Source organism: Xenorhabdus taiwanensis (assembly GCF_036512875.1).
GTDB lineage: Bacteria > Pseudomonadota > Gammaproteobacteria > Enterobacterales > Enterobacteriaceae > Xenorhabdus > Xenorhabdus taiwanensis.
Genome location: NZ_AP028978.1, coordinates 1,199,460 through 1,213,428, shown reverse-complemented (window position 1 = coordinate 1,213,428; position 13,969 = coordinate 1,199,460). Strand labels below are relative to the sequence as shown.

Annotated in this window: 14 protein-coding genes; 6 read left to right on the top strand and 8 right to left on the bottom strand. The window is 41.1% G+C overall.

The genetic code is table 11. The features are described from left to right. The first annotated feature begins 83 nt into the window (after nucleotides 1–83). The 3 genes from bamD to pheA all read left to right on the top strand — a co-directional run bounded on the left by bamD (nucleotide 84) and on the right by pheA (nucleotide 3,057). Nucleotides 84–815, top strand: coding sequence for an outer membrane protein assembly factor BamD (gene bamD / locus ACE1SE_RS05505; RefSeq protein ID WP_374053598.1), 732 nt, complete (start codon nucleotides 84–86; stop codon nucleotides 813–815). 439 nt (nucleotides 816–1,254) lie between these two features. Next, a complete protein-coding gene (raiA, locus tag ACE1SE_RS05500) occupies nucleotides 1,255–1,587 on the top strand; it encodes a ribosome-associated translation inhibitor RaiA (protein ID WP_047771873.1) in 333 nt (110 codons plus the stop codon). A gap of 315 nt (nucleotides 1,588–1,902) precedes the next feature. Continuing rightward, nucleotides 1,903–3,057: a bifunctional chorismate mutase/prephenate dehydratase gene (gene pheA, locus ACE1SE_RS05495; protein WP_374052984.1), complete on the top strand. Its 1,155-nt coding sequence runs from the start codon at nucleotides 1,903–1,905 to the stop codon at nucleotides 3,055–3,057. A 46-nt stretch (nucleotides 3,058–3,103) separates the two neighbouring features. Here the strand turns inward: pheA and tyrA are convergent, their stop codons facing one another. Both tyrA and ACE1SE_RS05485 read right to left on the bottom strand, forming a co-directional pair. Beyond that, nucleotides 3,104–4,225 (bottom strand): bifunctional chorismate mutase/prephenate dehydrogenase, encoded by a 1,122-nt coding sequence (gene tyrA, locus ACE1SE_RS05490; RefSeq protein WP_374052983.1) that lies wholly within the window; start codon nucleotides 4,223–4,225, stop codon nucleotides 3,104–3,106. A 5-nt stretch (nucleotides 4,226–4,230) separates the two neighbouring features. After that, the gene (locus tag ACE1SE_RS05485) at nucleotides 4,231–5,325 is read right to left on the bottom strand and encodes a 3-deoxy-7-phosphoheptulonate synthase (protein ID WP_374052982.1); all 1,095 of its coding nucleotides are present in this window, start codon (nucleotides 5,323–5,325) and stop codon (nucleotides 4,231–4,233) included. A gap of 536 nt (nucleotides 5,326–5,861) precedes the next feature. On the opposite strand from ACE1SE_RS05485, the gene ACE1SE_RS05480 reads away from it, so the two are divergent. Next, on the top strand, nucleotides 5,862–7,205 hold the full coding sequence (locus ACE1SE_RS05480; RefSeq protein WP_374052981.1) for an anaerobic C4-dicarboxylate transporter: 1,344 nt from the start codon (nucleotides 5,862–5,864) through the stop codon (nucleotides 7,203–7,205). A gap of 120 nt (nucleotides 7,206–7,325) precedes the next feature. Here ACE1SE_RS05480 and rplS read toward each other — a convergent pair whose 3' ends face one another. The 5 genes from rplS to ffh all read right to left on the bottom strand — a co-directional run bounded on the left by rplS (nucleotide 7,326) and on the right by ffh (nucleotide 10,849). Then, nucleotides 7,326–7,679 (bottom strand): 50S ribosomal protein L19, encoded by a 354-nt coding sequence (rplS, locus tag ACE1SE_RS05475; RefSeq protein ID WP_074020138.1) that lies wholly within the window; start codon nucleotides 7,677–7,679, stop codon nucleotides 7,326–7,328. A gap of 65 nt (nucleotides 7,680–7,744) precedes the next feature. Then, nucleotides 7,745–8,497 (bottom strand): tRNA (guanosine(37)-N1)-methyltransferase TrmD, encoded by a 753-nt coding sequence (trmD, locus tag ACE1SE_RS05470; protein WP_374052980.1) that lies wholly within the window; start codon nucleotides 8,495–8,497, stop codon nucleotides 7,745–7,747. A 37-nt stretch (nucleotides 8,498–8,534) separates the two neighbouring features. Next, the gene (rimM, locus tag ACE1SE_RS05465; RefSeq protein WP_374052979.1) at nucleotides 8,535–9,083 is read right to left on the bottom strand and encodes a ribosome maturation factor RimM; all 549 of its coding nucleotides are present in this window, start codon (nucleotides 9,081–9,083) and stop codon (nucleotides 8,535–8,537) included. Nucleotides 9,084–9,101: 18 nt separating this feature from the next. Then, on the bottom strand, nucleotides 9,102–9,350 hold the full coding sequence (rpsP, locus tag ACE1SE_RS05460) for a 30S ribosomal protein S16 (protein WP_074020141.1): 249 nt from the start codon (nucleotides 9,348–9,350) through the stop codon (nucleotides 9,102–9,104). Nucleotides 9,351–9,487: 137 nt separating this feature from the next. After that, nucleotides 9,488–10,849 carry a signal recognition particle protein gene (gene ffh / locus ACE1SE_RS05455; protein ID WP_374052978.1) on the bottom strand — a complete coding sequence of 454 codons (1,362 nt, stop codon included), beginning with the start codon at nucleotides 10,847–10,849 and terminating at the stop codon, nucleotides 9,488–9,490. Nucleotides 10,850–11,047: 198 nt separating this feature from the next. Here ffh and ACE1SE_RS05450 point away from each other — a divergent pair, with 198 nt between their 5' ends. Continuing rightward, entirely contained in the window at nucleotides 11,048–11,839 is a 792-nt protein-coding gene (locus tag ACE1SE_RS05450; RefSeq protein WP_374052977.1) for a cytochrome C assembly family protein, read from the top strand. Between the two features lie 51 nt (nucleotides 11,840–11,890). Further along, nucleotides 11,891–13,165, top strand: a complete 1,275-nt coding sequence (locus ACE1SE_RS05445) for an HlyC/CorC family transporter (RefSeq protein WP_374052976.1) — start codon at nucleotides 11,891–11,893, stop codon at nucleotides 13,163–13,165. Between the two features lie 190 nt (nucleotides 13,166–13,355). Here ACE1SE_RS05445 and luxS read toward each other — a convergent pair whose 3' ends face one another. Further along, nucleotides 13,356–13,871 carry an S-ribosylhomocysteine lyase gene (gene luxS / locus ACE1SE_RS05440; RefSeq protein WP_374052975.1) on the bottom strand — a complete coding sequence of 172 codons (516 nt, stop codon included), beginning with the start codon at nucleotides 13,869–13,871 and terminating at the stop codon, nucleotides 13,356–13,358. Nucleotides 13,872–13,969 lie beyond the last annotated feature (98 nt).

The following is a 13,969-nucleotide window of genomic DNA, read 5'->3' as shown; positions in this document are numbered from 1 at the left end:
TAGTGTGCTATTGTAACCCCATATTTTGCCGGGAGCTTCACGGACAGTCTCCCAGAAAACACTCAGAGGATAATCAACACGTGATGATTCGCATGAAATATCTGGTGGCAGCGACCACATTGAGCTTGGTTCTATCTGGATGCTCCAGCAATAAAGATGCTGTTCCTGATATTCCGCCATCTCAAATTTATTCAATTGGACAAGAAAAGCTGCAAGAAGGTAACTATAAAGCGGCTATCAAGCAATTGGAATCCCTTGATAACCGATATCCTTTTGGTCCTTATTCCCAGCAAGTTCAACTTGATCTGATCTACGCTTATTACAAATCAGCGGAATACCCACTGGCTCTCGCATCCATTGACCGTTTTATGCGCCTGAATCCAACCCATCCTAATATCGACTATGTACTCTATATGCGTGGTTTGGTTTCGCAAGCTCTGGATGACAGTCTACTACAAGGTCTTTTCAGCATTGATCGATCAAATCGTGATCCTGAACATGCCCGTGCAGCATTCCGTGATTTCAACCAACTAGTACGTTATTACCCAAACAGTCAATATTCAACTGATGCTACCAAGCGGTTAATCTTCCTCAAAGAACGTTTAGCCAAATATGAACTTGCAGTTGTGCAATATTACACTAAACGCAGTGCTTACGTAGCTGTCGTCAATCGGGTAGAACAGATGCTACGAGACTACCCTGACGCTAATGCAACTCGGAACGCACTCCCTTATATGGAGTTAGCTTATAAAGAATTAGGATTGACGGCTGAAGCCAATAAAGTGGCACAGCTAATCGCTGCCAATCCCGTATAAAATCTCATTCCATCAGGTTTGAACAAATAATCAAAAAGACAGTAGCTAAATGGCTGCTGTTTTTTTATCTAATAATGAAGTTGTCAGGAATATCACTGCTGGGATGTGATTTTGTAAGACTTGCCTTTTTATTTTGTTTAGCCAACAAATCGAACGCATCAGCACATTTGTTCATGTTTGGCTATACCTTCATTATTTTCACCTTGAAAATAACTCAAATCTTGTAACTATAACGATAGTTAATAATTCCATAACTGACCAATAATGACGCATAACTCTTTCCTTCGCAACAAATATTCTCCATATCTTCCTTAGCTATCACAATTCCGTCACTTACTGCCAAAATCACTCAATAAAAGTGATTTAGATCATTCTTTTTATGCCAAATAGCGCTATGCTGGATACATCAGAGACGGAGTAACATCAAAGAGGTAACTATATGTTAGTGAACATTACCAGCAAACAAATGGAAATTACCCCCGCAATTCGTAGCCATGTAGAAGACCGTCTAAGTAAGTTGAGCAAATGGCAAGTCAATCTCATCAATCCACATATCGTACTATCAAAAGAACCGCAAGGATTCTTGGTTGATGCCACAATTGGCACACCAAATGGCACGTTAGTGGCCAGCGCTAAACATGAAGATATGTACGCAGCAATCAATGATCTGCTGACAAAATTAGAGCGCCAACTCAATAAAGTGCAGCATAAAGCAGAAGCTCGCCGCACAGACAATAGTGTTAAAGAGTCCAATCTCAACTTAGAAGTATAATCCCCCCCTGATTCTTGTCCCAACGCGTTCAATGAGCGCGTTTTTACTGCCTGTTGACACTCCAAGCTAAATAGGTTAATTAAAATACATTATTGAAACCATAAAGTAGCATGCTAACGGGTCAAATGATTATCAAACCGTCTTTGTTATTTTTCTTTTTTTTCACCTTCTCATAAGGAGGTTGATTCGTTTCAAAGAAAATCTCAGAAGACGAATAAAAGCCTCCCATCAACAGGGAGGTTTTTTGTTTTACTGATCAAAAACATATTTACGATACACAGACTACACTCATAATAAGAATATCAGGAATATACTATGGAACGAGACTTAGTAAGTTTACGAGAAGAAATTAGTCATATTGATGCGGAACTGCTGGATCTACTTGCTAAACGCCGACAATTAGCTAGTGACATCGCCCAGACAAAACTGCTCGATCATCGCCCTATCCGAGATAAAAATCGTGAACGAGAGTTATTGAATGCTTTGATTGATAAAGGAAAATTACGTGGATTAGATGGATTTTACATTACACGATTATTTCAGATGATCATTGAGGATTCTGTTCTCACTCAACAAGCGTTATTACAACAATATCTGAATCAGACACCTTACGATTCTGCCCGTATTACTTTTTTAGGACCAAAAGGTTCATATTCTCATATTGCAGCTCGACAATTTGCTGCTCGTCACTTTAATCAGTTAGTTGAGTGCAGTTGTCACAAATTCTCAGATATTTTCTCACTGGTTGAGATTGGTCAGGCTGATTATGGCATCCTGCCACTGGAAAATACCAGCTCAGGAGCAATCAATGAGGTTTATGATTTATTGCAACATACCCCCTTATCCCTTGTTGGAGAGATAACTCTGCCAATCAACCATTGTCTATTGATTGCCGGGCAAACGGATATCTCAAGGATAAAAACTGTTTATAGCCATTCCCAACCTTTTCAACAATGTAGCCAATATCTCAATAAATATCCTGACTGGAATATTGTCTACTGTGAAAGCACTGCTGCTGCCATGCAAAAAGTGGCAGAACTCAACTCGCCAGAAATAGCCGCATTAGGCAGTGAGGCTGGCGGCATTCTTTATGGATTACATGTTTTAGAAAACAACCTGGCAAATCAGCAAGAGAATAGCACTCGCTTTATTGTTGTTTCCCGCAAATCTATTGACGTATCCGGGCAAGTTCCTGCCAAAACCACGTTTATTATGTCAACCGGACAGCAAGCAGGGGCACTGGTTGATGCTCTCCTTATCCTAAAGAGACATGATATCCCCATGAGTAAATTGGAGTCTCGCCCAATAAATGGCAAACCGTGGGAAGAGATGTTTTATATTGATGTACAAGCCAACCTACGTTCCATGAAAATGCAACAAGCATTGAAAGAATTGACGAAAATTACTCGTTTTCTGAAAGTGTTAGGATCTTACCCATCGGAAAATGTCATTCCTATCGATCCTATCTAAAGTAAAAGACAAAACCGGATGTTTCCATCCGGTTTTAAAATAAGGCCTATACCCGGTTGTCACTAGCCTGCTGCAAGAGCACTCGACTTTCCTTCATAAATCGGGTTGCTTCATCACCAAACCAACTACTCACCTGATTAAAGCTCTCAATAAAAGCTGATTTATCTTGATGTTCCAAGATTTCCAGCACCTGCCCGAAACTTTGATAATACCGACGTATTAGTGCAATATTTTCAGGACTAGACATAATAATATCAGCATACAGTTGGGCATCTTGTGCAAATAATCGTCCTACCATCGCCAGCTCCAATCGATATATCGGTGAAGATAGTGAAAGCAATTGCTGTAAGTCGATATTTTCCTTTGCAAGATGTCGTCCGTAAGAGAAGGTAGTGAAATGACGCAACGCCTGAATGAAACTCATATTTTTATCATGCTTCTCTGCGGTGATTTGATGCAGCCTCGCTCCCCATACCGATATCTGCTCCAAGAACCATTGATACGACTCTGGAGAGCGCCCATCGCAATACACAACCACTTGCTTAGCAAAGCTACCTACATCGGGCCCAAACATAGGGTGCAATCCTAAAACAGGCCCTTTATGTACCTCAAGCATCGCATTTAACGGCCTTTGCTTGATTGAAGCCAAATCAACTAAAATGCACTGTTCTGGCAAAGGAGGTAATCGACGGATAATCTTCTCTGTCAAATGAATAGGAACACTGACGAGCACCATCCCTGCTCCGGCTAATATATGTTCGGCGTTATCCCAATCGTCAGTTTCGAGCACCCTGACTTCATAGCCAGACAGCGTCAACAATCGACTGAATAATCGGCCCATTTTTCCTAAACCACCTACAATGACCACAGTTCCCAAATGAGTACCGAGTTTTTTAAAGCCCTTGTTATTTTCACTGACATAAGACTCTCGCATAATTCGGCGTAATATATCTTCAATCAAATCAGGCGGAATCCCCATATTTTCCGCCTCCTGACGGCGGGAGGCTAACATAGCAGCTTCCCTATCAGGATCATAAATCGGTAAGCCGAGTTGGCTTTTAACTTCACCAACTTGCGCTACTAAATTCATTCTTCTTGCCAGCAACGATAATAAGGTTTTATCTACCTCATCAATTTGAGCTCTCAACTGTGACAATTCTGTTGTCATATTGGTTATCCTGCTTTTTCCATCATTATGTTTCGATTAACCAAATGTGGAGCGATTTGTTGGTGCAGTTTTCTCAATATTTGCTCCGTAGTCTGCCAGTTAATACAGGCGTCTGTCACCGAAACACCATATTTCATCTCAGTACGAGGCTGTTCGGAGGATTGATTGCCTTCATTAATATGGCTTTCCAACATAATCCCAATGATGGATTGATTTTTGGACATAATCTGCTCAACAACAGAATCCACAACGATATTCTGGCGACGAAAATCTTTATTGGAATTACCGTGACTGCAATCAATCATCAGTGATGGTATCAGCCCTGCTTCAATCATTTGGCGTTCACAATCAGCAACATGTTCTGCACTGTAATTCGGCACCACGCCGCCACGTAATATCACATGTCCATTCGGATTACCCTGAGTTTGCAGCAAACAAACCTGACCTGACTGATTTATCCCCATAAAGCGATGAGGCATTGCTGCTGCTTTCATGGCATTAATTGCGGTATTCAAACTACCATCTGTGCCATTTTTAAATCCGACTGGTACAGACAACCCTGATGCCATTTCACGATGAGTTTGAGATTCCGTTGTTCTGGCACCAATTGCTGACCAGCTAAATAGATCTCCTAAGTATTGTGGATTATTGGGATCAAGAGCCTCATTAGCCAAAGGCAATCCCATTTCTACCAGGTTCAACAACAGGCGACGGGCAATGTGCAGCCCCGCATCCATATCAAATGAACCATCCATATAGGGATCACTAATTAGCCCTTTCCAACCAACAGTTGTACGAGGCTTTTCAAAATAGACACGCATAACAATATACAGACAATCACTCAATTCAACAGAAAGCGCTTTCAAACGACGGGCATAGTCTAGGGCTGCATCCACATCATGAATTGAACATGGACCACATACCACTAATAAACGAGGATCACGATGCTGAATAATGTCAGCGATAGTATTACGCGCGTTTGTGATGGCATGTCGATCATGGCTGTTCAACGGATATTTCTGTTTCAACTCTTCCGGTGTGATGAGGACTTGCTCATCAAGGATATGAACGTTATTCAGAGCGTCTTTTTGCATGATCATTTCTACCTGCCTTGCTGTTTCATGTTTGTCTAAGTGTCTGCTGGATAACATACCATGAGTCGTAAAGAATACAATCCAAAAATGTAAATATTTTCCACACTCCGTAAATAATTATTTACATTAAATACAAACGCCATTGATACTATGGAGTTACTAGCAAGCCATTGAATTTTATTTCCATGTCAAAATATATAAATAATTATTAAAGTTAATTCCTTGCAAACTTCAATTAACAATTACATCAAAATAGAAGCAACTTATTAACCATTTGCATATAATTTGCCTAACAAATAAATATCTTTATAAATCAAATAATAAAAACAAGATCTCAATCTCATTTTTATATAAATATTCTAATAATATTAATATGTGTTTTTAATGTTTCTATGAAACTATAAAACAATATTTATAAAAAATAGCTATATCCAATAGATCTAAAGTTATGACTAACAGCTTGTAAATGAAGTTATAAGTCATGCAGATGCAACAATCTGTATTACTAACTTTTATTTTTTAAACATTTGTTAAGGATAGATATGATAACGCTGCAATTTATTGTAATAATCATATGCTTATTGATAGGTACGCGTTATGCGGGAATGGGATTGGGACTGATCAGTGGTATTGGACTCTTTATACTAACATTTGTCTTTAGCCTAGAACCAGGTAACCCCCCCGTTGATGTAATGCTGACTATTCTTGCTGTAATCGGTTGTGCATCCGTTTTACAAACAGCAGGTGGGCTAAATGTTATGATGCAATTTGCAGAACGCTTACTGCGTCGTCACCCGCAACAGATCACCATTTTGGCACCACTGACTACTTGGATGCTCACTTTTCTTTGCGGTACTGGTCATGTGGTTTATACCATGTTTCCAATCATTGGCGATATTACCCTGAAAAAAGGTATTCGCCCTGAACGGCCAATGGCTGTTGCTTCTGTCGCTTCCCAAATGGCAATTACCGCTTCTCCTGTATCTGTTGCTGTTGTTTCTTTGGTGTCAATTATTGCTGCCAGTCATGGTATTGGGCAGGCGTACGGGATCTTGGACATTTTGGCTGTTTCAATACCAGCATCACTCACTGGAGTAATCCTTGCTGCATTATGGAGCTTACGTCGAGGAAAAGATCTTGATCAGGACGAAGAATTCCAGGCGAAAATCAAAGATCCAAAACAACATGAGTTTATTTATGGTGGTTCTGACACTCTATTGGATCAAATCTTTCCTAAGCAAGCTTATTGGGCAACCTGGATTTTCTTTACCGCAATTGCTGTTGTAGTCTTATTCGGTACATTCACCGAATTGCGTCCTGCTTTTGAAGTAAAAGGTACTCTAAAACCCCTTTCTATGAATCTGGTGATCCAGATGATGATGTTAATTGCAGGCTCCATTATATTGATGACCTGTAAAGTCAAAACCAGTGAAATCGCCAATAGTGCCGTGTTCAAAGCAGGTATGGTTGCGATCTTTTCTGTCTTTGGTGTGGCATGGATGAGTGATACCTTCTTCCACTCACATTTAGGTGAATTAAAATTAGTCCTAGAAGATGTGGTCCAGGCACAACCGTGGACTTATGCCCTTGTCCTATTTTTGGTATCAAAACTGGTTAACAGCCAGGCCGCCGCCTTAACAGCTATTGCACCAATGGGATTGCAACTTGGAGTTGATCCTAAGCTTCTGATCGCTTTCTTCCCTGCTGCCTATGGCTATTTTGTTTTACCCACTTACCCAAGTGATTTGGCTTGCATTGGTTTTGACCGTTCAGGTACAACAAAAATCGGGAAATTCATTATCAACCACAGCTTTCTTTTACCAGGATTGATTAGCGTCAGTAGCGCGTGTACAGTAGGGTATATTTTAGTCAATACGTTTATGTAACTTACTGCCCCCTGACCTGACTTTGACTTACAACTGAAAAAATAAGTTTCCTGCTTTAGCAGGTAAAAAGGCCAGCATATACGCTGGCCTTTAATAACTTTCGGATGTAGCGAAAGCGTATTATTTTGCGTTCAGACGCTCTTTAATACGAGCTGCCTTACCAGAACGCTCACGCAGGTAGTACAGTTTAGCTCTGCGAACAGCACCACGACGTTTAACGCTGATGCTGTCTACGACTGGGGAATGAGTCTGGAATACACGCTCAACGCCTTCGCCGTTAGAAATTTTACGAACAGTGAATGCAGAGTGCAGACCGCGGTTACGAATCGCAATAACCACGCCCTCGAATGTCTGCAGACGCTTTTTAGAACCTTCAACGACCCATACCTTAACTTCCAAGGTGTCACCCGGACGGAATGAAGGTACGTCTTGCTTCATCTGCTCTTGTTCAAGTTGTTTAATAATGTTGCTCATAATAACTCTCTTACCCTAGGTAAACTGATATATCAAAGACACTCCCTCAACGGAATGTGTCTGGATTAATTCGTTGCCTGATCTTGATATTCCCGTTGGAATTCAGATAGCAACATCCTTTGCTCGTCAGTCAGAGCTAGGTTTTCTAGAAGTTCGGGCCTTCTTAACCAGGTCCGGCCAAGTGACTGTTTCATTCGCCAGCGATTAATTTCAGCATGGTTTCCCGACAGCAAAACTGGGGGGACTTCCATACTATCTAACACTTCAGGGCGAGTATAATGTGGGCAATCCAACAATCCATCAGCGAATGAGTCTTCTTCTGCCGATGCCTGACGCCCTAATACTCCCGGAATAAACCGCGATACCGAGTCAATCATCGTCATTGCAGGAAGCTCTCCCCCGCTAAGAACGTAATCACCGATAGACCATTCTTCGTCAATTTCGGTTTGGATGATACGCTCATCAATACCTTCATAACGCCCGCAAACCAGAATTAATTTCTCATTTGCTGCCAGTTCACAAACTCCTTGTTGATCGAGTTTGCGTCCCTGAGGTGAAAGATAAATCACCTTTGCACCATCACCTGCCGAAACTTTAGCTGCATGAATGGCTTCTCGTAATGGTTGCACCATCATCAGCATGCCTGGACCACCGCCATAAGGGCGATCATCAACGGTACGATGCCGGTCGTAAGTAAAATCCCTTGGATTCCAGCATTCGATACTCAACAGGCCATTTTTTACTGCCCGACCAGTTACCCCGTAATCGGTTATTGCGCGGAACATTTCAGGAAACAGGCTAATAACCCCAATCCACATACTGTGTCCCACTCATTTAAACCGTTTTTATCGGAGATTAAAAACCAGGATCCCAATCTACCTCAATGGTTTTGGTAGCGAGATCGACTTTCTTGATAACCTGCCCATCAAGAAACGGAACCAGCCGCTCCTTGATACCGAATGCATCTTTCAGGTTTGCTTTTATTACCATCACATCATTAGAACCCGTTTCCATCATGTCATGAATGGTTCCAAAGTTATAACCGGATGTATTTATTACTTGGCAGCCAATAAGGTCTTTCCAATAATAATCACCCTCTTCCAGTGCTGGTAACTGGCTACAATCCACCACAACTTCACAGTTAGTGAATAAATTCGCCGCATCCCGATCGTCAATACCTTTGATTTTGACGATAATATCTTGGTTATGGTATTTCCATGCTTCCAGTTCAATGTGTTGCCACTGGCCTAAGCGTTGAATAAACCACGGTTGATATTCAAAAATGTCTTCGGTGTGTTCGGTGGAAGAAAAAACTCTGAGCCAACCACGAATGCCATATGCAGACCCTAACTTCCCCAATACAATTGGCTCAACAGGGTGCTTCAGGCCAGATTGTTTGCTCATTGTTACCACCGCGACAGATTAAGCTGCTTTCTTAGCGTCTTTGATCAGTGTAGCAACACGATCAGACACGGATGCACCCAGACCAACCCAGTGTTCGATACGGTCCAGATCTAAACGCAGAGCTTCTGCTTTTCCTGAAGCGATTGGGTTGAAGAAACCAACACGCTCAATAAAACGACCATCACGCGCATTGCGGCTATCGGTCACGACTACTTGATAAAACGGACGCTTTTTTGCGCCGCCACGAGCTAAACGAATTGTTACCATAACATCCTCATTAGTTAGCAAAACAACCAGACTCCATCGAGGAATGGAGTCCGGCTGTCCATTTAAAAGCCCGAAAATTTTACTCACTTTGGCGCAAAAAGCAATCCAAAGAACATTTTCTTTCGCAACTTTGTTAATTATCGTCCCATAAATCCCGGTGGCAGCATACCTTTCATACCTCGCATCATTTTTGCCAAACCACCTTTCTTCATCTTTTTCATCATACGCTGCATTTCATCAAACTGTTTCAGCAAACGGTTGACATCCTGCACCTGTGTGCCCGACCCCATCGCAATACGGCGCTTACGGGAACCTTTGATGATTTCTGGTTTTTCCCGCTCTTTACGCGTCATGGAATTAATGATAGCTTCCATTTTAACCAGCAATTTATCATCCATTTGGGATTTAACGGCATCAGGGATCTGCGACATTCCCGGCATTTTGCTCAACATGCTAGCCATTCCGCCCATGTTACGCATCTGTTTAAGCTGCTCAAGAAAATCGCTTAAATCAAAACCATCACCTTTTTTCAGTTTAGATGCCAGTTTTTCCGCTTGGGTACGGTCAACTTTGCTTTCAAGTTCTTCGATAAGTGAAAGCATATCCCCCATACCCAGAATGCGGGATGCAATGCGATCAGGATGGAAAGGTTCTAATGCATCCGTTTTTTCACCAACGCCGAGGAATTTGATAGGCTTACCAGTGATATGGCGGATAGAAAGCGCAGCACCGCCACGCGCATCACCATCTACTTTGGTCAGCACAATCCCTGTTAATGGCAATGCTTCATTGAATGCTTTTGCTGTATTTGCCGCATCTTGCCCCGTCATTGCATCAACAACAAACAAGGTTTCAACAGGATTAATAGCCGCATGAACTGCTTTGATTTCATCCATCATAGCTTCATCAACGTGCAAACGGCCGGCTGTATCGACTAACAGTACATCATAGAATTTCAGTTTAGCATGTTGGATCGCTTTATTGACAATATCAACCGGCTTTTCCTGTGGATCAGAAGGGAAAAAGTCAACTCCAACCGTTTCAGATAAAGTTTCAAGCTGTTTGATCGCCGCTGGTCGGTATACGTCAGCAGAAACAACCAAGACTTTTTTCTTGTTTTTCTCTTTCAGTAATTTACCTAATTTAGCAACGCTGGTTGTTTTACCTGCACCTTGCAAACCAGCCATAAGAACCACTGCGGGAGGCTGTGTAGAGAGGTTCAGTTCACTGTTAACCTCCCCCATCGCCTTAACCAATTCATTCTGAACGATTTTGACGAATTCCTGACCAGGTGTCAGACTTTTGTTAACCTCATGCCCCACTGCGCTCTCTTTGACTCGTGCAATAAAATCACGCACGACAGGTAATGCAACATCCGCTTCGAGCAAAGCCATACGAACTTCGCGCAGCGTATCTTTAATATTATCGTCAGTCAGCCGTCCGCGACCGCTGATATTGCGCAATGTGCGCGATAGTCTGTCAGTTAAATTATCAAACATTGTCTCAGCTCAGATATCTACAAGTGGGTCTACCTGTAAGGCAAATTTCGCAAATTATAGCACGATGATTATGTGATCTCTGCAAAGAGATTCCCAAGTATGATTAACAACGGTTGGAGGCTATTCCTGCTAGCGGTATACTTAAATTTCAGGTTCAATCCATACCCTATGGATTTCATTGCGAAAACAATAAACGTTATGCTGATATTTTCAATTATTGCTTTACTTGCCTATCTCATTAGCCTGTCGCTCATCGTGCCAGGTTTATTGCGCCAACAAAACAGTTATCAAAAACTGGCACTTTCTTTTGCCATCGTAGCGTTAGTCGCTCACGCGATTGCATTAAAATACCAAGTGTTTCATGTCAGCAGCGGGCAAAATCTCACTTTATTTAATTTAGGCTCAATTGTCAGCTTACTTATGTGTATTATCATGACAGTCGTCGCTTTCCGTGGACGTGCATGGTTTTTACTGCCGATTGTTTACAGTTTCTCCATGATCAATTTGATACTGGTCAGCATGATGCCGGGAGAATTTATTACTCATCTTGAAGATAGTATCGAACTATTTATTCATATTGGGTTGGCATTACTTGGCTATGCTACTTTACTCATTGCAGCTCTTTATGCATTGCAACTTGGTTGGTTGGATCATCAGCTTAAAAAGAAAAAACTCACATTTACTTCTGGTATTCCTCCATTGATGACAATTGAGCGAAAAATGTTTCACATTACCCAAGTTGGCGTAATTTTACTAACATTGACGCTCTATACTGGCATCATGTACATGGATGATATTTTCAGTAAAGAAAATATCCATAAATCTGTTTTATCTATTATTGCATGGTTTATTTACGTTATTTTGCTTTGGGGACATTATCATGAAGGGTGGCGTGGCAAGCGTGTTATTTGGTTCAATTTAATTGGTGCATTTATTCTGACACTGGCTTTTTTCGGTAGCAGACTATTACAGGAAATGATGATTTATTAATACGTTATTTATCATCACCAATTTGTATAATTATTAGGAAGGAATTCTGTTTTGGAGAATGTCTCAACAAGTACACTGATTATCATTCTTGTTGTTATGGTTATTGTTTCGGCTTATTTCTCTGCCTCTGAAACTAGCATGATGACAATCAACCGATATCGCTTACGTCATTTAGCTAAACAAGGGAGCAACCCCGCACGCAGGGTGGAATCTCTACTGCGTCATCCAGACAGACTCATTAGCCTGATACTTATCGGTAATAATCTTGTCAATATTTTGGCGTCCTCCCTTGCTACTATCGTTGGTATGCGACTCTATGGCGATGCCGGTGTTGCTATTGCAACAGGTGTACTCACATTCATTATTCTTATTTTTTCTGAAGTGATGCCAAAGACCATCGCAGCGCTTTACCCTGAAAAAGTTGCATTCCCAAGTAGCTTCCTGTTACGTCCACTAGAAAAAATTATGCTGCCCCTTGTTTGGTCATTTAATAAAATCAGTTTGCTGTTTATGCGCTGTCTGGGTATCAAAAACTCTAATATCCGCAGTGATGCTGTCAGTAAAGACGAGCTACGCACAATTGTAAATGAATCAAACGTCAATCTATCACGCCGCAATCAAGATATGCTGCTCTCAATATTAGATCTTGAGAAAGTCACCGTTGGTGACATTATGATCCCACGTAATGAAATTGTTGGTATTGATATTAACAATGATTGGAAGTGCGTTATCAGGCAACTGACACACTCTCCACATGGACGTATTGTGTTATATCGAGACTCGCTTGATGATGCTATCGGTATGCTTCGAGTACGTGAAGCTTATAGACTGATGATGGAGAAAAAAGAATTCACAAAAAGAAATTTACTCAAAGCCGCAGATAAAATCTATTTCATCCCAGTTAGCACACCATTAAATATCCAGCTTATTAATTTTCAACGTAACAAACAAAAAGTAGGCCTAATCGTTGATGAATATGGCGATATTCAAGGATTAGTGACTGTCGAGGATATTTTGGAAGAAATTGTCGGCGATTTTACCACTTCCATGTCACCAACTCTGGCAGAAGAAGCCCTTCCACAAAGTGACGGCTCCATTCTGGTTGATGGCACCGCCAATATCCGTGAATTAAATAAGGCTTTCGGTTGGGCGCTTCCCGAAGACGGTCCAAGAACAATGAATGGAATGATACTGGAAGAACTAGGTGAAATTCCTGAATTAAACGCCAACGTGCAGATTAATAAATATAATTTTGAGGTTCTTGCGGTGCAAGATAATGTTATCAAGCAAGTTCGTGTAACGCCGATAAACCAAAATACAAAATAAAGGATAAAATTAATTCAGTGAATAATTTAACCGCTATAATACACTCAAATTAATACTCAATCTAATCTGTCTATATAACTAAAGGAAAATAATCAAAAAATCTGATAATTTCCAAAATATAGAGAAAAAAAAACACCAATGTAGGGCTAGCAGAATAAGCTAGCCCCTCAATAATATAAAACAGCTCTGGCTAAACCAAAAGCTCCACCAGTTTTTCTTCAGGCAATGCCAATTCATCGTTGTAATTGACACGAACACCAGAATCAAGGATACGCTGAGCAATATCCTGAGCTTCTTTCAATGAGTGCATTTCATATGTACCGCACTGATAAATGTTTAATTCTGGGATCTGGTTCTGATCTTGGACTTTTATCACATCTTCCATTGCCGCTTTCCAAGACTCAGCCACTCTCAATTCTTCCGGGGCACCAATTAAGCTCATATAAAAACCAGTACGACATCCCATTGGAGAAATATCAATGATTTCAACACCATTACCATTCAAATGATTACGCATAAAACCCGCAAACAAATGCTCAAGTGTATGAATACCTCGTTCTGGCATCACTGCTTTATTAGGAACACAAAAACGTAAATCAAATACTGTGATAGTATCGCCGTGAGGCGTTTTCATTGTCTTGGCAACTCTAACAGCAGGTGCAGCCATACGAGTATGGTCAACTGTAAAACTATCCAATAAAGGCATAATACTACCTCCTAAGGTATCAGATTTTTTACGAAGATTTTTTCAGATAGATGAAACCTTTCCATTTGCGGCTGGTCATAAGATATGAAGACGCGCAA